Raw genomic sequence first — 24,696 nt, forward strand, 5'->3', positions numbered from 1 at the left:
TCGACATCGGCGTACTTCTTCAGCAGCCGACCACCGGATACAGCGCCCGCCGTACGACCTCGTCCGGCTTTCCGACCGCGGCCTCCGCCAGCTTGAAGAGGATCCCCTCCTTGCCCCGGACCTTCCTCAGCTCCGCCGTGAGCTGCTTCTCCACCCGCCGCTCAGCACGAGCGTTGATCTTGTGGACCAGAGCGATCAGCAGGTCGACCAGGGCATCGGTGATCTCCGCCTGCCTCGACGAACACAGCGCCGCGAGCAACGTGACCCGCTCGTCCTCCGCCGTGTCGCGGAAGTCCGAGGGATACATCTTGATCGCCCGCGCCCTCCACCCGGCCACCAGCTTCTCCGAGCAGTCCGCGAACAACCCCTTCGGAAGCCCGAGTTCCCGCACCGACGTGAGCTTGATGATCTCCATCAACAGGGCGTCCCGACCGACAGCTCCCGAGTCGCGCTTGAGCGCGGCCAGCAGCGCGATGCCCTCATCGTTCCCCTCGGCCACCAGCGCCAACAGCCGGGCCCTGCCCACCGCGCCCAGACGCTCAATGGTCCGGGCACAGAACGCCCGCTCCCACCTGCCCCGCGCCGCGACCAGGACCTTCTCAATACGGGTCGGGCCCGGCGGCTCTATCTTCCGCGTACGGCACTCCACCAGCAGGGCCTCGCGCTGCCGGTCCTCCACCAGTTCGACCGGGCATACCTCCGCGGCCAGCCACGCAGTCAGCGACTCCTCGTCGGCGAGCGTCGGCGGCGGAAACCCCAGGGCCTCGCGGATCTGCTTGCGGTGCCGCTTCGCGCCCGGTCGGCCCGGACTTGTTGGCCACGAGCTTCCAGTCGCCGTCCACCAGGGTCCAGCTCGCCAGCAGCTCTTCCGGCGACCACTCCTCCCGCACACCCGCCCCTTGTCGTCGGCCTCCCGGGCATTCACCCGGATAACCCAACGAGGCCTCCCACCACCGGGAAACGGGCCCCAGAACCTACCGACGGGTTACTTGCTCCCTGGTGTCTGGGCTAGGACTCCGGGGCCGATACGGGCTCATCGACCCGTACGAAACAGAAGAGGAAGGAGAACAGGACGCGAAAGTGATCCCGTTCCCCCTGCGAACCTTCGACCCGCCACTCGTCCACAGCCCCGACGTCCTCTACTCCACCCCCATCAACCTCAACCTCCCCACCGCCGTAGGGAGCCGCACCTAACCCCACCCAGGCCGGGCGCCGATCGACACGGAAGCCGGTGCCCGGCCACCCCCGAGCAGAGCGGTGCACAGTCAAGCCCTCGCACTGCTTGCGTGTTCGGGTCCCCACGAGGACGGAACGATGCCGCCGCTGGTGGGCGTGAACTTCGCCTGAGTGGCCGGGGCAGCCTTGTCCTCATGGTGCGGGTGCCCGGGTTCTCCCCGCCGCTGCCGACCGGTACGCTCCCGCCCGTGAACGATCTTCGGGTGGGAGCGTCCGTAGTTGCGGGCGGACTGGTCTTGGGCACACTCACCGTCATGGGTGGCTGGTGGGCCCTCAACGGCGGGATCTACGGCTGCACCGCCGCGGACGCGGCACTGCAGGACCCGATGGCCGCCCAGGTCGGGACTCTCGGCACCCCGCAAGGAGCACAGGCTGACGACGGGTCTTACTCCGGCTGCGACGACGACGACCGCTTCGCGTACTTCGGCCGGGGGTACACCGAGCCCGCCCGCCGAGCGGACGTCGTCGCCTACTACCGGGCGGCCGCCGCCCGCAACGGCTGGCTGCCGGCACCGCCCGAGCCGGACGAGCCCGCCCAGCGCCACGACCCAACCGGCGAACGGATCGGCCTCTGCTTCACTAAGCAGATCAACGGCGCCACCTCCCATCTCGCCGTGTCCTGGGCATTCGACGGGGAGCAGGGCTACACCGTGGAGGCCCGGGCGAGCCAGAGCGGCGGCTCCTGGTGTCCGTGAGCCCGGCCCCGGGCAACGGCGGTGGTTTGCCCGCCGGGTGTAGGCCCACCTCATGCCGAACAGCCAGGACCGTGCTCGAAAGGCCGTCGATCGGCTTTCCCTCCTGGGCGAACCGACCGACTGACAGCCCCGAGACAGCCCGGCACCAACGCGAAAGCCGCCTTCCGGCGGAGAGTCCGCAAATAGGGCCCTTCGTCACCTTCCCGGAGCATGTTCTGCGGGGCTTTAGCCACCGGATCTCTCCCAACCCTCGGGCCTTCCAGCGTGACACCGATGTGGGCATCCCACGAACACGCACGCCCTCACGCCGCCCCGCCCGGCCGCGGTGCACGTTCGGCGACTGCACCAGGGCAGGACGGAAGTGAGGGCTGATGATTGGCCAGAACGGCCAACCATCACGCTCACCTGGCCAACCACGACGCTAAGTCACAACTGTGGGTGAGCGCCGTAGTTGGTTCTGACCCCTCTTCCGGATGCTGTTGGTGATCTTGTCGGGAGCCGTTGCCACTCCACTGTTGCGGCCCGGGTGGCGTGCCGGACTTGTAGCCGAAGAACCTGCTCTCACACGCTGGCCTCGGCCAGCCCCCCGGCCTGTCGGGACGCCGCATGACCAGCGACTACTGGAACGCGACGGCGCTCGCGCCGAAAATCACCAGCAGCATCCGGAAGCACGCTCAGAACCACTGAGTTGGCCGGCTCAGCGTGGATACTGGCCCGCTGTGATCCCTCGAGATAGACGAAGTTTGATCGGATTGGCCGGTACGAAACCTACTCAACGCTGGTGCAGACGATCTTGGCGGATTCGTTGCATGATGACAGTCTTGCGACCATGAAGATCCTTTTTATCGGTGGAACCGTCTTCCTGGGCCGTGCGCTCGTCGACGAGGCGCTGCGACGTGATCACGAGGTGACGTTGTTCAACCGCGGACAGGCGGGCCCGACGCCTTCGGGTGCGGAAGCGGTCCAGGGCGATCGAGAAGACGAAGCTGCCCTGCGTGCGCTGGTAGAAGAGCGGACCTGGGACTGTGTAGTCGACACCTGCGGGTTCGAGCCCCAGATCGTGCAGCGTTCGGTCCGGGCACTGGCCGGGCACGCAGAGATTTACGCCTTCGTTTCGTCTTTCCATGCCTACTCGGACTGGCCCGCAAAGGGTGTGGACGAGTCCTTCCCTCTCCACGCCTGCGCTCCGGACGCCTCGCCGGACGACGTGCCCTACAACGCGCTCAAGGCCGGCTGCGAGCGGGCGGTCGAGGAGGGCTTCCCCGAACGCGCCCTGATCGTCAATCCCGGCATCATCGTTGGTCCCGGAGAGAACGTCGGGCGCCTCCCGTGGTGGCTGGAGGCCATCGCACGTGGCGGCCGTGTGCTGGCTCCGGGGTCCCCGGACCGCGCGATACAGCTGATCGACGCCCGTGACATCGCCAACTTCATGCTCGACCGGCTCGCCGAGGGCGGCACCGGCCGATATCTGACCACCGGTGTCCGCGAGAGCACCACCATGGGCGAGCTGCTGAGTGCCTGCGTCGATGCCACCGGTACCGAGACCGAACTCGTATGGGTGGACGAGCAGTTCCTCCAGGATCACGGCGTGGCCCCGTGGACCGAACTCCCACTGTGGGCCCCTGACATACCCGAGGTGATCGGCACCTGGACCGCTTCCTCAGCCAAGGCCCTGGCCGCAGGTCTACGCTGCCGCCCCGTCGCCGAGACCGTCGCGGACACCTGGCGAGTGCTCATCGAGGGCACGTATCCGCGGCCCAAATACCTTCAGGGGAAGACTCCCGTCGGCTTGGACAAGGACAAGCACGACGCGGTCCTCGCCGCGTGGAACGACCGCAGACTACAGGCCTGAGCCGCACCGCGCCCCCGGCCCCGCAACCCGGGCAGGACAGCACGCCGACCGCTGGCCTGCGGGCCAGCATCAACGCTCAGCCGGGCCAACCCAGTGGTTCTGACCTTGCTTCCGGATGCTGTGGGTGATCTCCGGCGCCGCCGCGGTCACGTACCAGGAGCCCCGGGCCAGCCCGCTGCCTGGCAAGCCAGGGGGCTGGCCGAGGGCAACGTATGCGTACGTCTGCGAGTCATCGTCCCGGTACGCCGCACAGGGCACAGCAGCGCGGTGAAACAGACCCCGGCAAGATCACCAACAGCGTCTCCTCCGTGATGGCTACGCCAGACAGGCGGCCCACGTCCAGGCTGGCTCTCTTGCTACTCCTCGTCTTCGTCCGTGGCCGTGTCCCAGGCCGGTAGCGATGTTCCGGCCGCAGTCGTGATCCGAAGAACCTCGCACCCCATGCGGTGGACAGCGGCGAAGAGGCGCTGCTGGACCCGTCTGCTGTCTTCGGGTGGGTCCGCGCCGGGACCAGGCCCGAACCCGTCGCCCACCGCCACGCCGCGACCGGCACCCGCAGCCGGCCCGCCGCCTGACCCTCGTCGAACACCTCACGCACCGAACCTGGCACCCTCCCAGTGGGGCGGCCGCGACCTGTCCGGCGGCCAGTGGAGCGCCTCGCCAGCGCGGGAGCCTTCCACCGCAAGGACGCACCCCTGCTGATCTGCGACGAACCCACTTCCGCGCTCGACCCCCCGGGCCGAGGAAGCCGTCTACGACCGCAACCGGGCCCTCAGCGAAGGTCGTATCGTCGTCCTGATCACCCACCGCCTCGGCTCCACCCGCGCCGCCGACCGGATCGTCGTCCTCGACGGCGGCCGCCTCCTGGAGGAAGGCACGCACGAGCAACTCCTTGCCGACGACGGCGAGTACGCGGAGCTGTGGCGTACGCAGGCGCGGACCTACGCCGATCAGCCTCAAGGGTGAGAGCCCGGACGATCCATCCGCTGCAGCGCGCGCGATCCTCTGCCTCTGTCGGGCGGTCAGGGAGCGTTCTCAGTCCGAATCATGCGGCGCAGACTCTCCCGAGCGCCCGCGAGATCGTCTTGGGCCTCGCTGAGCTGGTCATTCAGTCCCTTGACCTGGGCCAAGGCATCGTCGCGCTCAGCCTGCACGCTCGTTCTCCGCCGTGAGTTCATCGACGCGGGTGCCGAGGCCGGCGGCGCCGAACTGGTCGAGCTGCTGGCCGAGGCTGCGACGGACGGCGCCCTTGAGTCGTTCGACTTCTTCGCGCAGGCGTCGGTTGTCCTGCTGGAGCAGCTGTTTCTCCAGCTTCCGTCCGGCCGGCTCCTTGGCGCCGGCGCGGGCACCGCTGGTTGCGGCGCGTCCCTGACGGCGCCGCGCGGCCTCGATGTGCTCGCGCACGCACTCGGCGTAGACGAGCCAGTGCGAGACATTCGCGGCGCGGGCGACCCCGGTGAAGGTGACCGGTTCGTCGTCCGCGACCAGCTGGTCGGCCGGCTACGAGACCCTCGAAGACCTCGCCGCCGCCGTGCAGGAAGCCGCCCGCAAAGGGCAGCCCTGCCAGCAGCGTCCGCAGCCGTTCGACGTCGATCCGGCCGTGGTTCAGGCCGCCGTACATCGCTCCGTGCCCACGACGGTGCTCGGGCAACAGCGTCAGGTCCACCGGTGACTTCACCGAGCCGTCCGCACACAGCACCGCGTCCACGAGCTCGAACAACTCATCCCGCCGGGCGGCCAGACACTCGTAGAACTCGCCCCGGAAGCGTGACGCTTCCGCGAACGCTTCCCTCCGGACAGCATCAGGCAGCAGACTCACCCTCACGGCCTTCGTCGTGGTCACGCGCATCCTTGGTCGGAGCACATGATCAGACGAAGGCCGCCCCCACGTCCGGAAAATGCCCAGGTGAGCGACCCAGTTCGACGGACGATTCGAGCGGGGTATGAGGCGAGGTATCCCTATGCTTCGGACTCTGGCCCGGCCCGTAGGTACCGACCCCAGACCTGGGCCTTGCGATAGGGACCGGCCCCGTCGCAGTCGTACTGCGGAGCGTCGAAGGTCACCCAATACAGCAGCTCGCCGCTGAGCGACTGGGCATGTTCGTTGGGTTCCGGTGCACCCATGGCATCGATCGTTCCAGCAAACTCGACCTGCCAAGGACCGTCCCAGTCCTGGTCGCGAACGACTGTGACCCGGCTGCCCGGTGCCAGTGCACCCCTCGGCCATGACTGGCTCAAGGGACGACCGAGGATGTGCTCTATCGCCCGGCGGTCGTCGACGTCCGCAGGAACAGGGCCGGAACTGTCTGTCATGCCGCCCACTCTGCCCGCACCACTTCAGGGGCGCCAGAAGATAAAGAACTTCCCAATGCTGATGTCAAGTGGCTGTGGTGACGGATGGTGAGAGCTGGTAGCACGCTCCGTCGCGGATCATCGCCCAGAGAACGTTGGCTCTGCGGCGAGCGAGGGCCAGCAATGCCTGCTTGTGTCCCTTTCCTTCGTTGCGCTTACGCCTGTAGGGCCTCGAGGCGGGGCATGATCTGAGGCTGGCCATCGAGGAAAGGTAGAAGGCCCTCAGGAGGCCGCGGTGGTAGCGGCGGGGTCTGCGCATGTTGCCGCTGACGCGGCCCGAGTCGCGGGGAACGGGGGCCAGGCCAGCGAAGGCGGCGAGGCGGTCAGCGGTCCCGAAGGCTTCCATGTCACCGCCGGTGGCGGCGATGAACTCGGCGCCCAGTAGGGAGCCCATCCCGGGCAGGCTGCGGATCACCTCAGCGTGCGGATGCTCGTAAAACCGTACTTCGATGAGAGCGTCGAGTTCGGCGATCTCATCGTCGAGGACCATCACGCCTTTCGCGAGGCGAGCCACCATTGTGGCTGCCAGTTCCTCGCCGGGCAGCTCGGTGTGCTGGGAGTGAGCCGCGTCGACTGCCGCCTGGGCGACGGCATCAGCACCCTTCACCTTGCGGTTCTTCAGCCAGGCTCCGATGCGTCTGGCACCAGAGCGGCGGATGGCGGCCGGACTCTGATAGCCGGTCAGGAGTATCACGGGCCCCTTGTTGCTCAGGTCGAGAACCCGCTCCAGCGCCGGAAAAATTTCGAGGAGCTGGGCTCGGAGCCGGTTGATCTGCCGGGTGCGGTCGATGACGAGGTCCGTCCGGCGGGTCGTCAGGATCCGCAGGTCGACGGCCTTCTCGTCGCCGGGCCGCAACAGGCCGAGATCGCGGCGCATGCGGGCCTGGTCCGCGATGACAAAGGTGTCTTTCTCATCTGTCTTGCCCTGGCCGCGGTAGGCGGTCGACGCCTGGTGCACGGCCAGGCCGGTGAGATAGACCATCGGCTGGCCGTGGCTGGCCAGGAGCCCAATGAGCAGGGCGGCGCCACCGTGATTGATGTCCACCGCCCACAGCGCGTCCTCGGACAGCGCGAGCACATCCCGGATGAGTTCCAGCAGGGCCGGCTCGTCGTTGAGAACCCGCCGCGAGAGCAGGCGTTCGCCCTGGGCGTCGATCACCACGCAATGGTGATGTTCCTTGCCGATGTCCACTCCGGCCCAGATCTGGGACACGGTCACCTCCGTCAGCTCGTCGTCCAGAACAGTCCCGCAGACGACCTCGCCGACGTTGTCCTACGAAGCGATCGAGTCGCGTATCCCAATTAGCGGTCGAGTCGTCGCGGGGTCCGGGGCGGCCAAGTTCTTTGAGCCATCAGACGGCGACAAGCTCACAGCCATACCCCGAACCCCTGGGTCCTGCCGATCCTACGAATGACCGGCTCAGACCACGCTTGGAAGGTACGACAAGCTGAGTGCCTGCTTCCGATCCCCCTGCCATCTCTCGTCACCGCTGCCCGGGTAGATATGAGGCGCGATGGGGCAGGGGGAGCGCCAAGTAGTACGAAGTGCCCGGTTGGTGCTGCTTGTTGATGTTTGGGAGCGCTGCTTCACGCGTTGGTGTGGAGCAGCGCGAGCAGCACCGTTTCGTCACCCAGAGCTTCTTGTTGTCTTCGTGCGGTGACGCCAGTCGGGGGTTTCCCTGCTCTCCGTCGGCTGGCGGCACGGACATCCCCATTGATCTCCCCGGCCGACGCTGGCGCAACAGTGTGCTCGTGGCCGAGAAAGAAGCAGACACATGCGCATTTCTGCCTCCCGTTCCAGCCGAGTCGTCGCGCTCGCTCTCGGCGCCGTGACGTCACTGGCCGTTCTGGTCCGGCACTGCTGCGGCCGCCGGCATGGACGCCCCGTACGCCCGCGCCGCCGCGAAGGTCAGCGGCACCGCTTCGCTCCTCGGATCCAAGAACGTCGACGCCGTCACCCGGGGAACCGGCACCAACCAGGCGGGCGTGTACTGCGTCAAGGTCTCGGACTCCAACATCGACCTGGCCAGCGCGGCGATCGTCGCGACGCTCAACAACAGCCGGGGCGAAATCACCGCCATCGGCGGGCCCCATGGCTACTGCGGCAGCGCCATCGACACCATCACGATCGTGACGAGCGACAGCAGCGGCAACTCCGCAGACAGGCCGTTCACCGTCGCCGTGCTCTAACCCCGCCGCACTCGGCCGGACCCTGTCACGCCGGCCTCAGCAGTTCCGTTTGGGGAACGGTCACGGCGACCGCTCCCCAAACGCTTGCATAGAGTCCCCATTTGGACTGCCTGGCTCTTGACCGATCTGTCTGAACCGCCACAGGGCGAGGGCGTTGTCCTGCCAGCTGGGCTACTTCGGCGCCGGTGCCTGGCCGGACACCTCGATGCCTGCCTGGCGGAAGTCGTCCAGAGTGGAGGCAATGGTGTCGGGGGCGACGCCGACCGTGTAGTCCAGGCGTACCCGGGTTCCGAATCCAGCCGCGGCAGCGTCCAGAGCGGTGGCGCGCACGCAGTGGTCGGTCGCGATGCCCACCACGTCGACATCCCGCACCCCTCGTGCGCGCAGCCAGTCCGCGAGGGAGGTTCCTTCGGCGTCCGCGCCTTCGAAGCCGCTCTTGGACGCGCTGTGGGCGCCCTTGAAGAAGACGGCGTGGACCTTGCCGCCGGCGGCGGCGGGGGCGAAGTTCGGGTGGAATTCTCCGCCTTCGTCTCCGGCGACGCAGTGGACGGGGAAGCTGTCCTTGAAGTCTGGGCTTGAGGAGAAGTGGCTGCCCGGGTCGATGTGGTGGTCGCGGGTGGCCACGACGTACTGGTAGTCACCGTCCGCGCTCTGCTCCACCAGCTCGGCGATCGCGGTGGCGATCTGCGCGCCTCCCGCGACGGGAACACTGCCTCCTTCACAGAAGTCCTTCTGCACATCCACGACGATCAAGCCTCGGCTCATCACGAACACCCCTCAGGACGATGGAACGACCCCCGTCTTCTACCGGCCTTCTCACCTCCGCCGGAGACATGGCGGGCTGCGCTCACCCACACAGCCGCAGACATTCACCGCAGGAACGATTCGCACTGTCGAAGCAGTCGGAGGCCAAGTGCGGTGCGCGGTCGGGGCAAGGCCTGCCGTCGGGCCCCGGTAGCGGCAGCCACACCTGGGAGGAAGCCCTCGGCTGCCTCTACCTCCCAAAGCGGACGAGGCGCGACGCGCCCCTACCGCGGCCGTGGATCAGATCGTCCCCCCGGTAGCTGCCCGGCGGCTGCGACCAGGTCGGGGAATCGGTTTTGGACCAGGGATCCGCGCCGGGTCCGCAGGAGCAGCCGGCCGCCCGGGCTGGGGGTAGTGACCCGTACGGCCGGTTCGAGCGGACATGAACAGCCATCTCAATTGAAACCGGTCCGGCTGGGCGACAGGTTTGCTTGCTATGCGGGGTCCAGTGGTCCGAGCAGCCACACGCCGGTGGAGGTGGGCTCCGCGTTGAAGTAGAACTCACGGATTGCCTGGAGCATGTCGTCCCGGCTGATCAGCCCGTCGGCGTCCCGGTCGAGGCGGCCGAAGACCTCTCGAGCGTCCGCTTCAGGCAGCCCCATCAGGGCGCCGGACCATCGAACCTGCTCATCCCGGGTCAGTTTCCCATCGCCGTCCTCGTCCGCGATGTCCATCAGCGCATCGAGGAACGGCATGTACCCGGCGTCGAAGGAAGCGGGCGTGACCAGCAGCCCGGCGGCGAACGCCGCCTGGTACTCGGCGAGGCTGATGCGTCCATCGACGTCGGCATCCGCGGCCCGTGACAAGTGCTGCCACAGGCCGTCGCTCAGCTCCCGCATGTGCTTGAGCGCGGGGGCTTGGGGCGAGAGCTGAAAAGCGGCGGCAAGGCGGTCGCAGGCCGCTCCAAAGTCGGCGCGGTCGATATAGCCGTCACGGTTGGTGTCGAAGGTGGCGAAGCGGCGGGCGAGCTTGCGCTGCAGGAACGGCGAGATGTCCATGCCCGACACCCTGCCTGCCAGAGCAGCGCCCGAAAAGCGCGGCCACTGAGCAATGCTCAAGACCTGTGGATCGGTTCCGGGAGGGCAAGCGGACCCGAATGATCCGTTGATGGTCACCGAGTAGGCCCGCGTTGCAGCGCGGGTCGGGAAGGCACGCCCGTGCTCAGCGTAGTCACCGCCGACGGCTCCACAGAGTCCGGCTCCCTGATCGATGAGATCGTCCGCGAGGGCGCCCGACGGATGCTCGCCGCCGCACTGGAGGCGTAAGTCAACCAGTACATAGCGACAGCGGTTCTCCTCGAAGATCCTTCCGCCGTGGTGCCGCAAGTCGCCGAAGATCTCCGAGGTGCTGCCTCTGCTCTATCTGCACGGCTTGTCGTCCGGGGACTTTGTGCCCGCCCTGGAGCAGTTTCTCGGCGGCACGGCCGGGTTGTCGGCCGCGACGGTGACCCGGCTGACCCGTCAGTGGCAGGACGACCACGCCGCCTTCCAGGACCGGGACCTGTCGGACCGCGACTTTGTCTACGTGTGGGCCGACGGGGTCCATCCGAAGGTCCGGCTCGGGCAGGCGCACTCGTGCGTGCTGGTCCTTCTCGGGGTGCGGCTGGACGGCACCAAGGAGCTGATCGCGCTGGCGGAGGGGCTGCGGGAGTCCACCGAGTCGTGGGCCGACGTGCTGCGAGACTGCCGACGACGCGGCATGCGCTACCCCGCGCTGGTGGTCGGCGACGGCGCGATGGGCCTGTGGAAGTCGCTCGCCGAGGTCTTCCCTCCTGCCCGGCATCAAAGGTGCTGGGTTCACAAAGCCCGGAACGTCACCAACGCCCTGCCGAAGTCCGCGCAACCCGGGGCGACGAAGGCTATGCAGGAGATCTACAACGCGGAGGACCGCACCCACGCCGAGAAGGCGATCGAGGCGTTCGCGAAGACCTATGGCACGAAGTGGCCCAAGGCCGTCGCGAAGATCACCGAGGACTGGGAGGAACCGCTGGCGTTCTACGACTTTCCAGCCGAGCACTGGATCCACCTGCGGACCACGAACCCGATCGAGTCCACGTTCTCCACCGTCAAACTCCGCACCAAGGTCACCCGCGGCGCCGGCAGCCCGGCAGCGGCGCTCGCGATGGTGTTCAAGCTCGTCGAGACCGCCCAGGCCCGATGGCGCGCGATCACCGGCGCCCACCTCGTCCCGCTGGTCCGCGCCGGGGCCCGCTCCGAACGTGGTCAGCTCGTCGAACGCCCCAAAAACCTCGCAGCATGAACGTGCTCAGCTGACACACTGAGGCCGAAGCGCAGAACCGCACAGAGGACCCAGACGCCCATGCTGAACCCACTCGACGCTCCAGCCGCGGTGTCAGCCGCAGCCGAACTGCTCGAGGAACTGCTCGACGACTGCAACCATGTGTCGTCCATCGAGCTGCTCCATGTAGTCCCAGTAGCCGGGACGACACCCGGTCATGACTGGATGAAGGATCTCGCACAAGCCGTGTACGACGCGGGGGCCAGTGGACACCAGACGTCGGTCGACCCGTTCGAGTCACCACAAGCCTGGCGGGACATTCTCCGCCGACAGGTGACCGACGGCTTCATGCAGCCCGCCAGCAGGTGGCCGGACTCCAGCCTGCGCACGCCCGCCGAGATCCGGCAGGCAGGCGAACTCGCTGATGACATCGCCGACCTCATCGAAGCCCATCTGGGGCCCGTCCGAAGCTCCGGCGACGTCGACGGCCCGCGCATGGGCATGGGCGCCATATGGTCGCGCAGCCTGCTGTTGGTCACCAGCGACTGGGCCACCGTCCTCTTTCTCGGAGTTGATCACTGACCGAACACGTCCCCGTCAACTGCGGCCGCCGCCTCAGCGGCTCTCATCGTCCACAACTCTTGACAATGACTCGAAAGCCACTGACGGCCGGTAGCACCCGTACGAGGCGCCAGATTGAACCTCGGCCACAACACTCGCCACGTCCAAACCGCGTTCCTGCCTCCGCTTCAAGATCGGCCTACTAACAGCCGGAACCCTTTCCGCCGAGGCACAGCGCCAATCACGCCCAACAGGTGAACGGCGCAGATCGGCAGAGCAGGTGCCGTCAACACGTCAGCGCACATGGTCCGGACCGGGAAGGAGACCAGGTCGCGACCGAGGGGCCGGGGGCGGGGGGCGGGGGTGCTCATGAGCGGGTTCCTCTTGGCGGGCGGCACTATAGTGACCCGTTTCGCCCACCCGGTATTCCCCGGCCCGCCGCGTCGTGGCGGCCGAGGAGCAAGAGCTGCGCCTCGCGGGGCGGCGGGTCGCCGGAGCGGTGCCGTCAGCCGTCCCCGGCGAGGATCAGATCGGCTGCGTGGTGCGGGCAGGCAAGGGTGTGCCACATCACCGCAAGGAACTCTCCCTCGGCGCTGAGAGTCCGCGCTCCACCAGTGGTCGCAGTGGCCCGGCAAAAGCCGCAGAAGACGACCTTCGAAGGGAACAGGTCCGCCGAAGGGCGGGCTTGTGACGTCGGTTCCATCGTCTGCTCCAGCAGTGCCGGCACGGGCAAGACCTCTCACCTATTACCCACCGACGCTCCCAGCAGTCACAGACATGCAGGGAGAAACCGTGGAAAACCAGCCCGGCAACAGCAGACCTGCACCTTCCCGTCAGACATGGCAAGACCCCGGGACAGGGGGGCCGTCCCGGGGCCACCGGTCGCGGCACCGCAAGAGGGGGGAGCGGTTGTGCATCTGACGCGACGATACGGATAAACGATTCAGCAGCCGCACGGTTACGGCAGCACCCAACCAGCCCCGCGCCATCACAGGCTGCACAGGTCAGCCGCTGGAGGACTGTACGCCTTCCCCGAACCCAGCACGTCGGCCACAGTGTCGTCCAGGCGCAGCAGTGCGAAGCGTTGCGGGGCGGCGCCGACCCCCTCGGTCGATGGCGGTGTTGGCGCTGATCTCCGCGACCGGTTACGGGATCACGAGTGGGTCGAGGGGCTTGCGGCGGTCCCCCTTCAGGTGCGGTGTCGGCGGCCGCCGACACCTTGACAGCGGTCAGTGGGGGCGTCGGCCCCAGGACTCGGTGTCGACCGTGCAGCCGCGGTCATCGCGCGGCGTCGCGGTGTCGGCGTGGTTGTCCCAGATGTAGTCGCGGCGGTTCTGGAACAGGTCGGTGCGGGTGTTGTGGCCAGTGCCGGTGTGGATACGGAGGGGTTTCACTGACCGACGACACCGCGCTCGCTGAGCTGGGCGTGCAGTAGGCGTGACATCCATGGAGGCCGGCAGCTGCGCCAGGCAGTCAGCGAAGTGACACAGCCACGCCCCGGGGACACGCGGATGCTGTTCGGTGAAACGGGACCGCGCTCTGTTCCACCGGCCATCGGTGGAACAGAGCCCAGGCAGAACGGGGAAGGGGTTACAAGGGGCGGACCATTTCCGCTTGCGGGCCCTTCTGCCCCTGGGTGACCTCGAACTCCACCCGCTGGTTCTCTTCCAAGCTCCTGTATCCGTTGGTCTGGATGGCCGAGAAGTGAACGAACACGTCCGCGCCGCCATCGTCCTGACTGATGTAGCCATACCCCTTGTCAGAGTTGAACCACTTCACAGTGCCTGATGCCATCGATCCCAGTCCTTCACTCGGTACCACGGCGCGATCTCGACGCCCCGGCCGCAGCCCAATCGAGCAGACTCCGGCACCTGATCATTTCCTCCCGCCACGGCAAACTCCGCCACACTCCCCGCACCTCACCCATGAGGATGAACCTCACCGCGCCACGGCCCACCCTGGTGAGACACGACCAGCCAGCCAGCCGTAGGCAATCCGCCAACAGCACCCTTCTGCTCCGCCGCGAAGCCGCTCGCCAGGACGCCGGAGCCGGGGACGTACTCGGCGGCCTGGGCGAGCATCGGCTCGAAGGGCGGGGTGAGAACCACTCGGGGATGGCCTCCTTGACCGCCGCTCCGGGCCTGGCACGCGACAGCCTCCCCCGGCCAGGCACGCATCGCCCGCGGGTATCGCCAGAAGGCCCTCAGGCTCCGGGGGGGCCGGCTTCTGCTGCGACTCCACAAGCCGGGCCCGGCACTCCTGGCAGAGCGGGTTCCCTGATCAACCCGGCGGACCAATGCGGTCACAGCACCAGCCCTACGTGATCCTCGACGACCTCTCCGCCTGGTCCGCAGTGGGCCGTTGAGGTGAGTCCGTTACTGCAATGAGTGCCCTCCTGGTGGTGTCCAGGATTCCGTCATCGAGGTGGTACCCAAGATGGGGCCGAATCTCCCGGGCCTCACGGGTGCGTACGGCATGAAGCGGAAGCAACCGCGGATGCCCTGGCCGGATTCGCCTTCCGATCCAGTGGCTTGAAGGAGCATCATGCGATCTGCCCGCATCGTGAACTTGCTGCTCGGGGCGGCGGTGCCCCTGTTGGCGATCGGCGCCCTCGCACCGGCATCCGCCGCGGCGAAACCGCACGACCTGGTCGTCCCTACGGCGGCCTACCCGACCATCCAGTCCGCGATCGACGCCGCGAGCCCGGGGGACCACATCGCGGTTCGCCCCGGCGTCTACCGGGAGCAGGTCACGATCGGCAAGCACCTCACGATCACCGGTGCGGGGGCCAAGAAGACCACGATCCTCGCCCCTGAACAGCTGGTGACCGGCCCGGACGGTGTCAACTCGATCGTCACCCTCGACAATGCGGCCTCCGTGGACATCTCCCACCTCGCGGTGAGCGGGCCGGGTTCCGGCACCTGCGACGCAGGCGCGCTCGGAGCGGGCATCCGGGTGCTGGGCGGAGCACACCTGGACCTGAGCCACGCGAGGGTGACACACATCCAGGACACGCCCATGGCCCCGTGCTTCCGCAGTGCCACCTCCATCCTCATCGGCTACCTGCCGGTCGGCACCGGATCTGCGGACATCCGCGATTCCACCATCACGGACTACCAGGGCGCCGGCATCGTCGTGCTCAACGAGGGCTCGCGTGCCACCCTGGTCCGCAACGTCGTGACGGGGCAGAAGCGACTGTCGACCGACGGGATCGAGTTCGTCGGGGCGATCGGCAGGATCGAAGAGAATGTCGTCAGCGACAACGGGTGCCGCCAGCCCGATCCGGAGTGCGGGACCGACTTCTTCACCCAGTTCCAGCATGCCGGCATCCTGGCGGGCGGCCCCGGGACAGTGATCACCAAGAACCGCCTCACAGGCAACCAGCTGGGCATCTACGCGGTCGACACGGCGGAGATCAGCCACAACAAGATCATCGACAGTGGGTTCTTCGGGATGGCCCTCCAGGACGGGTCGTTCACGGCCACCAAGGACACGATCCGGGGCGGGGTGGGAGGCGTCGCGGTCGTCGCCTCGGCCGTCGACACCACGGCGCGGCTGAACCACGTGGAAATCAAGAAGACCACGGGCGACCCCATCCAGAAGTTCGAGTGCTGCGGCTTCACCGCCACGGTGACCACCAAGCCGTAGCGCATGCCCCGCCACATCCCGCGAACGTTCCAGGTCGCAGGACCACCAGCACACCCATTCACAGGGGACGACTCTCCGGCGGCCGCCAGCTGAGCGCCTGCGTGGCCGGATCGGCCGACTGCGACTCGGTCACGCCACAAGAGCCATGCCGCCTCCGGGCAGCTGGGCGGCATGGCTCTGGCATGGCTCGGGGGTGCCATCGAGGGGCGGTCAGCGCCAGTTGAGCGGGGTTACGTACAGGGCGGGGCTCGACGTTTTCAAGTACGTCCTCGGCAGTTGCTTGTCGCCGCTCACCGCGACTCCGGAGGTCAGATTGTCGTCGCCGTTTTCGTTGAGGAACGTCATGGACGTCTTCGTATAAGTGGCAGGGTTTGTCTTCGTCAGGTACTTGATCGGCCTGGCTGTGTTGCTGCCGACGGGGTCGGGGACGTCGGCGGGGGCCGTGATGCTGGTGGCGCTGGCAGGATGCGATGTAGCCGGGGCGGCGAATGCGCTGGAGGACAGCGAGAGCGCCCCGGCGGCCAGGGCGGTCGACGCGGTGAGCAGGACGAGGCGCCGGGCGCGGATGCCGTTCATCGGGGGTGCTCCTCACGAGAGGGGGTGGGGGGCCGTTGTGGCTGTTCTTCCATTACGCCCGGGCACACGCGTCGCGTCATGCCGCTGAATGTCGTGGCTTGGCAGCCCCCCGTCACCGTGGCCAGAGCGCCGTCACGGCCAACCGTGCCCGCTGGCGGAGGAGACGTCCTCGAAGCAGCCGGCGAACGTGCATCGCACAGTCACCTCAGGGCACGAAACCGGCATCGCCGCCTCCTGTCACACCTGTCCGACGGCAAACCGGCCCCCTACAACCACCGCAGGCTGCTGTGCCCCCGCACCACGGGACACAGCAGCCCGGCCTACACGGCCCCGCCGGTGGTCACCGGCGGGTGTTGAGGAAGCCGATGACCGTCGCGCCCCACCAGCCGAGCTGCGAGACCAGGACAGTCGAGACGGCGCGCAGAAGCAGGAGCCGAGGCGCTGCAGCACCGGGAGCGGCACAGAGGGCGGACAGCCGTGGCTGGAGCGTCCAGGCGTGCAGGCCGTTCAGGGCGACCACGAGCACGAGCACGAGTTTGACCTGGGTGAGCGGCGAGGCCGGGTCGGGGTGGAGCAGGACGCCGCTGGCGACGAGGCCGGCCAATCCGAGCCAAACCGGCAGGTGGACTCCGTCGGCCGTGCGCAGGACCTCCGGCAGGGACCGTCGGCCCATCAGCCACTGCAGGGCCAGCCAGTCGACGGTCAGGACCCCGCCGAACCCGACGACCAGGGAGACCAGGTGCACGAAGAGCGCAACGGAGTGGAGACGGGGATCGGCCTGGAGGTGGGTCGCGGTCCAGACCGCGGCAGCCCAGACGCCGCACAGACCCGCCGCGGCTGCGGAGATCAGCACGCCTCTGGGTATCAGTGGGCCGGCGGGCGACACCCACGCAGCAGGCAGCGGAGCCGCCGAAGAGTCGTGCGCCAGCGTGGGGCGGGCCGTCACCGTTGCGGAGGCGGTCACTGTCGTTGTCCTTAAAGCCGGTGAGGATGGGCGCGCCATGGCTGGTCCCGCAGGCTGATTGTGAGCGGCGCGGCTCCAGTCCACAAAGCGAGTCTTAGGTGAGGCTTCCCTTTGTAAGGGCGACCTAAATAAGTCACAGGGGGCATGATTCGGTCAAGTGGCGTGATCTATTCGTTGCGCAGCGATCAGCCTGCACGTGCGCCCCCCGGCCGGACGCACCGTGCGTGACCCCGTTAGGAACGGGGCCGGCGGCGTAGCAGCAGGGCTCCGCCGGAGCCAGCATCCACCGGTCCCGCGCTGACGGTCAGGTGTGCAGGTGGCTGTTGGGGCCGTCCTGGTCCCCGGCCGTTTCGCCGTTGAACCAGTAGTCGCCCGCGGCCGTTCCGGATCGGCTCGCGCCTCGTCTGACCCTCCCCCGGCGCCTGGCCGTGCTCGGGTACGGCGCAGGCTCGTCGCGAAGGGGCAGGTGGCAGGTGATCGGTCCGCTTCGCGGACTCGGTGCCGGATCTGCGCCGGTAGACGGCCTCGGGCCGGATCCCGGCGGCGAGGCCCGCTTGGCGGAGCACGCCATGGGCGGCGAGGTGCTCATAGAACGCCGTCCACGGCGCATCGTGGCGGCGCGGGCGGCTTCGGGGGTACTGCGAGTGGGGATCAGGTGTGCAGGCGGCTGTTGGCGCCGTCGTGGTCGGTGCTCTCGTCGTTGAACCAGTAGTCGCCCGCCGCCAGGTAACGGAAGGACTGGGTCGTTGCGCCCGGCAGTGCGACCGTGACCGCCCGCTTGCCGTCCTTACGCGGCTCGAGCGTGTGGACGCCGGGCTGCCAGTCGTTGAAGTCCCCCACCACACTCACCGGCCCCGGCGGATCTTCCCCGGCAGTACGAACGTGACCTCGGTACCGTCCTTGCGCGGCCTGCGCTCCAGCATGAGTGGCTCCATTCGACGACGGGCACAACGGAAGGCCCCATCCTCAGGTCACCCGATGCCGGCCGCGCCACCACGCAGCCGCAGGTGTGAGCGTGTCACCCGCCCAACTGCGGGCTGGGGGGCGTTACTCGCAGGCCACGCCGTTACCGTCGCGGTCGAGGTGTGAGCCGTATCCGGGATCTCCGCGGTGCACTGGGGCGGCGCCGGCTGCCCGCGCTGCGGAGCAGTTCCTGTAGAAGGCACCGCTGCCTGGACTCGGCCGGCGCGGTGAGTGCAGGACCGCAGGCCTGCCAGTACCGGGACACCGAGGGCCCGTCCAGGCGCTGTATCAATGCGGGCCCGCTCCCAGGTTCGGCAGAACGGGGTGGCCCGGACCAGAGGAGACGCGTGCCCGTACGCCGGAGCTCGGTCCGTGGGGTGGTTGGGCGGCCCGGTGCTACTGCCGCCAGAGCGCTCTGGTCACCGGGCCTCGCCCGCGCACGCCCTATCGACGCGGACTGAGCCCGACCATAGCCACGGCAAGCCGGCGCCCCCGCAGCAGAAGCACAGCGTTCGGCATCCTGGGTGACATGCGCGGGCAAAGGTTGACGCCCGACGCTGACACCGGCCACTCCCAACCGCAGCCGTGCCCCTCTCCCATCCCCACACCGTCCACGCGCAGCAGCCCCGGTGTCGAAGCGGCCGAGGACGAGGAGCTGGGGGCCGGATGGGAGAGGCCGGTCCCGATGCTCTGCGGACACTCCTGCGCAGCACCATCCGCGAGGGGCCGAAACAGGATCCAGGCTCGAACGGTATGGCGTTCCGATCTTCAATGTTGTTGAGTAGCCGTTCCAAGTGATCTACAGGTTCAGAGGAGTTGACGGTGAAGAGGGCGACACGGGGGATGACGCTGGTGGTGCTGGCGGCGGTGTTGACCGCATGCGGAGGCGAGCCGGCCAGTCGCGCGAACGGCGACTCCATGGAGGGGCACGAGAGCAAGGCGCCGCTTCTCCTGTCCGCCGAGCAGGTGCGTGTGGCCCTGCCGAGCAACGGGCACCTGCCCGAAGGCTGGGTGAGTGGCGGCTGGTCGTCCAAGCCCGAGGCGGAAGAGGGGGCGAAAGCGGCGAAGGAGTGCGCAGGCGACACCCAGACGAACTGCGCCGGGCTCACGGCCTACGGCCACCGGTCCGTCGCGACCAAGGAGAACGCGGAATCGACGGGCAAGGGGGCACCCGTCTGGTTCCACGTCTACTCCTTCGACACCACCGAGAACGCGGGCGTGGCGTTCAAGGGCCTGGTGACCAACAAGCGCAAGCAGGCGTCGAAGGGCGGGAGCACCCCGGCGCCGCTGACGATCTCGGCGGGCGCAGACGAAACGGACGCGTTCTCCGAAGACATCAGCGGCGAGTACGGCGTCGAGGTGATGATGCGCGTGGGCGGAGTCGTCATCTACCTCAAGGGATACGACCAGAGGAAGCCGGACAACCTGCACGGACTCGCACAGCTTCAGATCGACCGGATCAAGAAGACGGCCGAGGGCAAGAACCCCGACGCGTGAGGCCCCCACCGCCCGGGCCGCAGGCCTCGCTCGCCATGGCGGGCGCGCCACGCAAACCGCGGCCGGTGTCGGCCGCTCGGCCTGGTCCACCGCCAGACCCCAACGGTGCTTGGCCGCCACCCGCTCACCGACGTACCAGCAGTACGCCGCCAGCTCCGGCATCCGAGATGCCGGGCCCTGGTCGCTGACGGTCAGGTGTGCAGGAGGCTGTTGGGACCTTCGTGGTCACCGGCGGATTCGTCGTTGAACCAGTAGCCGCCGGCCGCCAGGTAGCGGAACGAGTGGACGCTCTCCATGGGCAGCGCGACCGTGACCGCGCGCTTGCCATCCGTGCGGGCCTTGAGGGTGTGGCCGCCGGGCTGCCAGTCGTTGAAGTCACCCACCACGCTGACCGGACCGGGTGGAATGTCCGCGGGGAGGATGAAGGTGACCTCGGTGCGGTCCTTGCGCAGCGTGCGCTCCAGCATGGGGCAGGCTCCTGGCGGCGTCAGCGAATGGGTACGCCGCCCATCGTCGGGGCGAACCCACCGACCGCACCCGCGCCCCGGCGTCACCCACCCACCACACCCCCGGTGAGGCAAATGATGTAATATGTCATGTTCCGTGTCAGCGTGGCCGGAGGAATCCACAGACCACGCGAGTCGCCGTCATGGGCGGTACGCAGGACAAGCGCCAGGAACCGGGCAAGGGCAGCGAGCCGGAGCACCTGCGCTGCCCGGGCCAGGACCCCGTCCACGTCGTCACGTCCCACGCACGCATGACCCGGCCGGGGCCCGTAGTCATCCCGGCCGGGTCCTGTCACGTGTCCCGCCCCGGATCTGCCGGGTCTCCCGGAGCGCAGGCCCGTACCCGGGGGCGGACCGGCGGCTGTGGGGCCGGGCGGAGGTTGTGGTGGGCGGGCCGTGTGCGGGGCGAGTATCGAAGGGTCCACCCGGTTTGTCGGGCGAGACGAGGCACCATGCACAGCACTTTCGAGATCCACATCAGACGCTACGGTGCGACCCCGCACGTCACCCCGGTCGGAGAGCTGGACGTGGACTGCGACCAGGCCCTGAACGACGTGCGGATGGCCCTCGACCACGGTGCCGCGGTGGTGGCGTGCGACATGCGCCGCCTGACGTTCCTCGACGACGCCGACCTCCACTACCTGCTCGGCCTCGCCCGCGACACAAACTCCCGCGGTATCACCTTCTTCGCCTACAACTGGCAGGCCCAGCCCGAGCAGCTCCTGGACCGCACCGACGACCTCGCCCTGCCCGACGGCCAGGGCCGCCGTACCGCGCCCACCCGGATCCTGCGCCGACCCCTCCGGCAAGCCGCGGCATCCGTACGCGCCGCAGACACGACCCGCGCCGGCACGGACGGCCGGAGACGACAGGTCGCTGCGCTGCCGTGACGTTGTGGCCACGAAGATCCTTCGACGGTGTTCCCAGTGCGGGAGCCCGCTCCCTGTGAAGTCCAGGACGTCGCGCCGGTTCTGCTCGGCGTCCTGCCGTACCAGGTCCTGGCGGCAGCTGCGGGCCCGCCGTGCGGCGCTCGACGCCGGCGGCGAGGCACTGCGCGCCCTGATCACGGGCCGCCTTCATCCCTGGCCCCAGTTCAAGTGCCCGGAGTGCGGCTGGGACTGGTACTCCAGCAACACTTCGGTCGGCCGGCGGAAACGGCCGGACAGCCGGTACTGCTCGCCCCGGTGCAGGACAAGAGCATGGCGCCGAAGGCAGTCCCGTTCGACAGGCGTCACGGCGTGATGCCTCCCGGTGGCGCTACTGACGGGTGCCGCCGTCCTCGTACAGGCGCTGTCGAAGACGCAGGAGAACATCGAGATCCGCGGCGGTGGCCAGGCGGGTCAGGAGGCGCCGGATCGCTGGGGCGTCGCCGTTCCTGACCGCGAGGACGATCTGCTCGATCAACATCTCGTCTGGGTCGGGAACGGCCGACGGCCGGGACGAGGCCCAACCATGGTCGTCCCGACCGCTCGGCCCTGCCGGACCCGACAGCTCTGATGGCATCCACCCGTTCAACGGACGCGGCAGCCGGAAGTCACCCCTCTCCCGCAGAAGACCCCCATCAAGAGCACCCACCGACCGCGAACGACGACGGCCCCCGGGATACGCGCCCCGGAGGAGGTCCGTACAACGGATCCCGCATTCGGGGCGCCGGTCCATCGCGGGGTGCTCAGTCAAGGACCGCGAGGTGGTCGGCGGCGCCCCCGCGCCACTCGATCATGAAAAGGGTGGCGTCGTCGCTGGTATGCCCGCCCCGTTCGCTCTTCAGCATGTGGGAGAGCCGGCGCAGGTCCGCCCGCAGCCCTTGTGAGGGTTCCTCCCCCAGGCGGTCGACGCAGCGGATGAGGCGTTCCTCGCCGAACAGGTCCCCGCCGGCGACGTGCTCCTCGATGATGCCGTCGGTGTAGCACAGCACGCGGTCGCCTTGCTGGAGCGTGTGCTCTCTGATCCGGGGCTCCTCACCGCCGAATCCGACGGGCAGCGTCGTCGCGCTCTCCAGCTGCCGCACGACCCGCCCCTCGCGGATCAGCAGCGGCGCGGGGTGGCCCGCGTTGACCAGCTCCATCGCACCGGTGGCCACGTTGATGTGCATCAACTGCGCCGTGACGAAGCGATCGGGGCCGAACTGCCGGGAGATGGCATCGTCCATGAACGCGTACTTCTCGGCCAGGCTGATGAACACGCGCCGGGCGTGGCGGTAGGCGCCGATGGCCACGGTCGCCATGGTGGCGGCTTCCACGCCGTGGCCCATCGCGTCGATCACCGCGGCGTGCAGGATGTTGTCGTTGAGGGCGTAGTCGAAGCTGTCGCCGGCGACGCGGTAGGCGGGCTCCAGGATGCCGGCCACCTCGACCTGCGGCACGGCCATCGACAGCGGCGGCAGCAGGGTCCACTGGATCTCCGCGGACACGCTCATCGGCTCCCGGCGCCGGGCCTGGAAGAACTGGTCGGTGTAGGCGTTCTTGGTGACCAGCAGGTCGGCCACCAGGCATGAGAGCCGGCTCAGCAGCCGCCTGTCGTCGCCGCCGACGGTGTCCACGGTGAGGGCCATCACGCCCACCGTGTCACCGCCGTCCAGCAGCGGCAGATACATCCGGACGCCCCCGCGGGCCTGCGGCACCTCGACGACCACACCACGCAGAAAGGCCCGGCCGGCGGGTGAGTCGATCACCGATTCGGGCTGGCCGACGTGCAGTTTCCTGCCCGGGAGCGGCACCAGCAGCTCCTGCGCGTAGTCCTGGAGCAGGATGGAGACATCACGGCCCCCGACCCTGCCCACCTCCTCCGCGATCAACGGCGCGATCAGCTGCGGCGGCAGCAGCCGCGCCCGATCCAGCAGCAGGCCGAGCAGCCGCTCACCGAAACCCTCCGACCGGTCCTCCGCGATCTCCTCACCCACAGCCCGCTTCACCGATCCTTCCTGCCACCACCCCGGTCACGCCTTCGCACAACGTGGCCCTGAAAGCACGCTCGAGTGCCTCATTACGCCAAGCGCGGCATGTCGGCACACGGCAGCCCGCAGTCCGAACTGACCACGCCGGGTGCTTCCAGCACCTGCGCCCGGGTCTTCCCCGTCGACCCGTACCGGCGCGCCTTCGTCCCGCCCACGCGGTGTCGTACGACACGAAAGGTGTCAGTGGGCCCTCGGCAACATCGAGGCCGCCGGAGCCACCCGAGACCGCCACTGCTCCATACGAAGCGCCCCGACGTGATACGCCGGGGCGCTTCGTATCGGCGGCGCCAACCTGCCGGCAAGAGGCTTCCGGTCGGCGGGGCCTTGGGTGGTGAAGTGGGGTTCTGTCAGGTCTGGTCGCTCTTGAGGTGCTGAACCTGACTGTCTGGCCCGGGCGACATGATGCTTTCGTGACCGTTTGCGGCCCTCACCTTGTAGGGCGGTGTTCCATCCGGGCCGAGGACTTCTACGATCTCGACAACTCGGTCGTGCTCACCCACGACTCGGCCGTGCACTACGAGGCGGTCCCCTTTTGAGGCGTGCACCGGTGCGACCCTCCCTGCTCGACAACCCTGCATGTGTTCACACTGGGTAACCTAACTGTAGCCAACAGCGTGCACGGCTTGCGGCCTACGCCCCGCACCGACCGCCAGAGGCCCTCCGTCCGAGAGGCCAGCAGGACAGGCTTGCCCGGGCCGGCTCACCCACCCAAATGGTCGGCCGAAAGCCCCACCCGGCGTCCCACCCACCTGCGTGCCACCATCAGGACGACCCCGGACGCAGGGCTTGCCGACCGCCCCTGTCCGGTGGCGTTCAGGCTTCTACGTACGCCACGACGACGGTGCGCAGCACAGTCACGTAGTCGATGACGGTGACCTCGTCGAGGCCGTCGTCGTAGCGGTGGAGCTCGGGGGTGGAGCCGGGGATGGGCCCGCCCATCGAGGGGTCGACGGAGAGGGCGGCCAGGGCGCGGTCGAGGGCGTGGATCTCCTGGCGGCCGAGTTTGTTGCTCTGGTCTATGGCGCTGTCGGTGAAGGCGATCCTGGCGCGGCGACCGGAGTGTCGGCCCATCAGGCGACGTGTCCGCGCTCGGCGTCGAGCTCGGCCAGGCGCCGGTCCCGTACGGTCTCCGAGGGCATGGTCTCCTCGGGGCCTGGGGCTCCGTTGGCGGCGACGTCTTCGTGGAACGCGGCCATGTCGTTCGCCTTCGCGCGGGTGCGGGCGGCGTACGCGAGGAGGGAATCGGCTCCCTCATGGGCCGCCTGGGGCTCGGTGGCCGGCGGCTGGCCGTGGTCGCTCATGGCGTCTCCTGGCGGTGGTGTGGCGTCGCCTCCACCGCAGCGGCGGGCCGGTACGGGGCGCTGCCCCTTCGCCGGCTGCGGCCCGGGCGCCGGCCGTCCCCGCTCGCACCAGGAGCCGGGCCGCGTCGTTGTAGCGGGCATCAGTACGCAGCAGATCGCCGGTGAGAACGCAGCCCTGGACCTGATGCTGGCCCACCTCACCCACGACGCCGAGGCCATTGTGGCTGCGTAGGCGAGATCCGGGTTCTGGCACAGATCTTGGGGAGCGGTCGCGGAGCGTCATATCGGCGTTCTCTCCGGGTCGGTGATCTCGTGCGTTTGCGGCTGATGGCCCGTGGCATCATCAGGCCCGTGCGAGGA

The 24,696-nt window shown here is 68.5% G+C and carries 26 protein-coding genes and 3 pseudogenes; 10 read left to right on the forward strand and 19 right to left on the reverse strand.

Annotation, left to right across the window (positions count from 1 at the left end):
* Window positions 1-19 precede the first annotated feature (19 nt).
* Window positions 20-925 (reverse strand): hypothetical protein, encoded by a 906-nt coding sequence (locus OHT74_RS01090; protein WP_328618940.1) that lies wholly within the window; start codon window positions 923-925, stop codon window positions 20-22.
* A gap of 565 nt (window positions 926-1,490) precedes the next feature.
* On the opposite strand from OHT74_RS01090, the gene OHT74_RS01095 reads away from it, so the two are divergent.
* The 3 genes from OHT74_RS01095 to OHT74_RS01105 all read left to right on the forward strand — a co-directional run bounded on the left by OHT74_RS01095 (window position 1,491) and on the right by OHT74_RS01105 (window position 4,358).
* Window positions 1,491-1,931 (forward strand): hypothetical protein, encoded by a 441-nt coding sequence (locus OHT74_RS01095; protein ID WP_266659640.1) that lies wholly within the window; start codon window positions 1,491-1,493, stop codon window positions 1,929-1,931.
* A gap of 781 nt (window positions 1,932-2,712) precedes the next feature.
* Window positions 2,713-3,783, forward strand: a complete 1,071-nt coding sequence (locus OHT74_RS01100; RefSeq protein WP_328618941.1) for an NAD-dependent epimerase/dehydratase family protein — start codon at window positions 2,713-2,715, stop codon at window positions 3,781-3,783.
* A 446-nt stretch (window positions 3,784-4,229) separates the two neighbouring features.
* The gene (locus tag OHT74_RS01105; RefSeq protein WP_328618942.1) at window positions 4,230-4,358 is read left to right on the forward strand and encodes a hypothetical protein; all 129 of its coding nucleotides are present in this window, start codon (window positions 4,230-4,232) and stop codon (window positions 4,356-4,358) included.
* Window positions 4,359-4,926: 568 nt separating this feature from the next.
* Here the strand turns inward: OHT74_RS01105 and OHT74_RS01110 are convergent.
* From OHT74_RS01110 to OHT74_RS01125, 4 genes and pseudogenes are all read right to left on the reverse strand, one after another.
* Complete coding sequence (locus tag OHT74_RS01110; protein ID WP_328623500.1) at window positions 4,927-5,187, reverse strand: hypothetical protein; 261 nt, start codon at window positions 5,185-5,187, stop codon at window positions 4,927-4,929.
* Window positions 5,188-5,317: 130 nt separating this feature from the next.
* Window positions 5,318-5,632 (reverse strand): annotated as a pseudogene (locus tag OHT74_RS01115) (transposase); the annotation flags it as partial.
* Between the two features lie 110 nt (window positions 5,633-5,742).
* Complete coding sequence (locus tag OHT74_RS01120) at window positions 5,743-6,096, reverse strand: ferrous iron transport protein A (RefSeq protein WP_266659653.1); 354 nt, start codon at window positions 6,094-6,096, stop codon at window positions 5,743-5,745.
* A 64-nt stretch (window positions 6,097-6,160) separates the two neighbouring features.
* Entirely contained in the window at window positions 6,161-7,354 is a 1,194-nt protein-coding gene (locus OHT74_RS01125; RefSeq protein ID WP_328618943.1) for an IS110 family transposase, read from the reverse strand.
* Window positions 7,355-8,010: 656 nt separating this feature from the next.
* Between OHT74_RS01125 and OHT74_RS01130 the strand changes: the two genes are divergently transcribed.
* A complete protein-coding gene (locus tag OHT74_RS01130) occupies window positions 8,011-8,325 on the forward strand; it encodes a hypothetical protein (protein ID WP_328618944.1) in 315 nt (104 codons plus the stop codon).
* A gap of 171 nt (window positions 8,326-8,496) precedes the next feature.
* Here OHT74_RS01130 and OHT74_RS01135 read toward each other — a convergent pair whose 3' ends face one another.
* On the reverse strand, window positions 8,497-9,090 hold the full coding sequence (locus tag OHT74_RS01135; protein ID WP_328618945.1) for an isochorismatase family protein: 594 nt from the start codon (window positions 9,088-9,090) through the stop codon (window positions 8,497-8,499).
* Window positions 9,091-9,563: 473 nt separating this feature from the next.
* Window positions 9,564-10,127, reverse strand: a complete 564-nt coding sequence (locus OHT74_RS01140) for an EF-hand domain-containing protein (protein WP_328618946.1) — start codon at window positions 10,125-10,127, stop codon at window positions 9,564-9,566.
* A gap of 159 nt (window positions 10,128-10,286) precedes the next feature.
* Here OHT74_RS01140 and OHT74_RS01145 point away from each other — a divergent pair.
* Window positions 10,287-11,388, forward strand: a pseudogene (locus OHT74_RS01145) (IS256 family transposase).
* 60 nt (window positions 11,389-11,448) lie between these two features.
* Complete coding sequence (locus tag OHT74_RS01150) at window positions 11,449-11,949, forward strand: hypothetical protein (RefSeq protein WP_328618947.1); 501 nt, start codon at window positions 11,449-11,451, stop codon at window positions 11,947-11,949.
* 1,208 nt (window positions 11,950-13,157) lie between these two features.
* Here OHT74_RS01150 and OHT74_RS01155 read toward each other — a convergent pair.
* Entirely contained in the window at window positions 13,158-13,322 is a 165-nt protein-coding gene (locus tag OHT74_RS01155) for a hypothetical protein (protein ID WP_328618948.1), read from the reverse strand.
* A 196-nt stretch (window positions 13,323-13,518) separates the two neighbouring features.
* Window positions 13,519-13,722: a cold-shock protein gene (locus tag OHT74_RS01160; RefSeq protein WP_266659669.1), complete on the reverse strand. Its 204-nt coding sequence runs from the start codon at window positions 13,720-13,722 to the stop codon at window positions 13,519-13,521.
* Between the two features lie 750 nt (window positions 13,723-14,472).
* Here OHT74_RS01160 and OHT74_RS01165 point away from each other — a divergent pair.
* Window positions 14,473-15,576 carry a right-handed parallel beta-helix repeat-containing protein gene (locus OHT74_RS01165; protein WP_328618949.1) on the forward strand — a complete coding sequence of 368 codons (1,104 nt, stop codon included), beginning with the start codon at window positions 14,473-14,475 and terminating at the stop codon, window positions 15,574-15,576.
* 210 nt (window positions 15,577-15,786) lie between these two features.
* Here the strand turns inward: OHT74_RS01165 and OHT74_RS01170 are convergent, their stop codons facing one another.
* From OHT74_RS01170 to OHT74_RS01185, 4 genes and pseudogenes are all read right to left on the reverse strand, one after another.
* Window positions 15,787-16,152 carry a hypothetical protein gene (locus tag OHT74_RS01170; RefSeq protein WP_328618950.1) on the reverse strand — a complete coding sequence of 122 codons (366 nt, stop codon included), beginning with the start codon at window positions 16,150-16,152 and terminating at the stop codon, window positions 15,787-15,789.
* Window positions 16,153-16,492: 340 nt separating this feature from the next.
* Window positions 16,493-17,005, reverse strand: a complete 513-nt coding sequence (locus OHT74_RS01175; protein ID WP_266659677.1) for a hypothetical protein — start codon at window positions 17,003-17,005, stop codon at window positions 16,493-16,495.
* A gap of 762 nt (window positions 17,006-17,767) precedes the next feature.
* The gene (locus tag OHT74_RS01180; RefSeq protein ID WP_328618951.1) at window positions 17,768-17,965 is read right to left on the reverse strand and encodes a hypothetical protein; all 198 of its coding nucleotides are present in this window, start codon (window positions 17,963-17,965) and stop codon (window positions 17,768-17,770) included.
* Between the two features lie 198 nt (window positions 17,966-18,163).
* Window positions 18,164-18,289, reverse strand: a pseudogene (locus OHT74_RS01185) (excalibur calcium-binding domain-containing protein); the annotation flags it as partial.
* Between the two features lie 612 nt (window positions 18,290-18,901).
* Between OHT74_RS01185 and OHT74_RS01190 the strand changes: the two are divergent.
* Window positions 18,902-19,576 (forward strand): hypothetical protein, encoded by a 675-nt coding sequence (locus tag OHT74_RS01190; RefSeq protein ID WP_328618952.1) that lies wholly within the window; start codon window positions 18,902-18,904, stop codon window positions 19,574-19,576.
* A gap of 191 nt (window positions 19,577-19,767) precedes the next feature.
* Here OHT74_RS01190 and OHT74_RS01195 read toward each other — a convergent pair whose 3' ends face one another.
* A complete protein-coding gene (locus OHT74_RS01195) occupies window positions 19,768-20,043 on the reverse strand; it encodes an isoamylase early set domain-containing protein (RefSeq protein WP_328618953.1) in 276 nt (91 codons plus the stop codon).
* A 491-nt stretch (window positions 20,044-20,534) separates the two neighbouring features.
* Between OHT74_RS01195 and OHT74_RS01200 the strand changes: the two genes are divergently transcribed.
* Window positions 20,535-20,972, forward strand: a complete 438-nt coding sequence (locus OHT74_RS01200) for a hypothetical protein (protein WP_328618954.1) — start codon at window positions 20,535-20,537, stop codon at window positions 20,970-20,972.
* 367 nt (window positions 20,973-21,339) lie between these two features.
* Here OHT74_RS01200 and OHT74_RS01205 read toward each other — a convergent pair whose 3' ends face one another.
* The 5 genes from OHT74_RS01205 to OHT74_RS01225 form a co-directional block, all read right to left on the reverse strand.
* On the reverse strand, window positions 21,340-21,489 hold the full coding sequence (locus OHT74_RS01205; protein WP_328618955.1) for a hypothetical protein: 150 nt from the start codon (window positions 21,487-21,489) through the stop codon (window positions 21,340-21,342).
* A 262-nt stretch (window positions 21,490-21,751) separates the two neighbouring features.
* On the reverse strand, window positions 21,752-22,993 hold the full coding sequence (locus OHT74_RS01210; RefSeq protein ID WP_328618956.1) for a PP2C family protein-serine/threonine phosphatase: 1,242 nt from the start codon (window positions 22,991-22,993) through the stop codon (window positions 21,752-21,754).
* A gap of 389 nt (window positions 22,994-23,382) precedes the next feature.
* Entirely contained in the window at window positions 23,383-23,580 is a 198-nt protein-coding gene (locus OHT74_RS01215) for a DUF1918 domain-containing protein (RefSeq protein ID WP_266659691.1), read from the reverse strand.
* 268 nt (window positions 23,581-23,848) lie between these two features.
* Window positions 23,849-24,106 (reverse strand): hypothetical protein, encoded by a 258-nt coding sequence (locus tag OHT74_RS01220; RefSeq protein ID WP_328618957.1) that lies wholly within the window; start codon window positions 24,104-24,106, stop codon window positions 23,849-23,851.
* Entirely contained in the window at window positions 24,106-24,336 is a 231-nt protein-coding gene (locus tag OHT74_RS01225; protein WP_328618958.1) for a hypothetical protein, read from the reverse strand. The genes OHT74_RS01220 and OHT74_RS01225 overlap by 1 nt, the downstream gene beginning before the upstream one ends.
* A gap of 19 nt (window positions 24,337-24,355) precedes the next feature.
* Here OHT74_RS01225 and OHT74_RS01230 point away from each other — a divergent pair, with 19 nt between their 5' ends.
* Entirely contained in the window at window positions 24,356-24,568 is a 213-nt protein-coding gene (locus OHT74_RS01230; protein ID WP_328618959.1) for a hypothetical protein, read from the forward strand.
* Window positions 24,569-24,696 lie beyond the last annotated feature (128 nt).

The sequence above is a fragment of the Streptomyces sp. NBC_00354 genome (assembly GCF_036106915.1).
GTDB lineage: Bacteria > Actinomycetota > Actinomycetes > Streptomycetales > Streptomycetaceae > Streptomyces.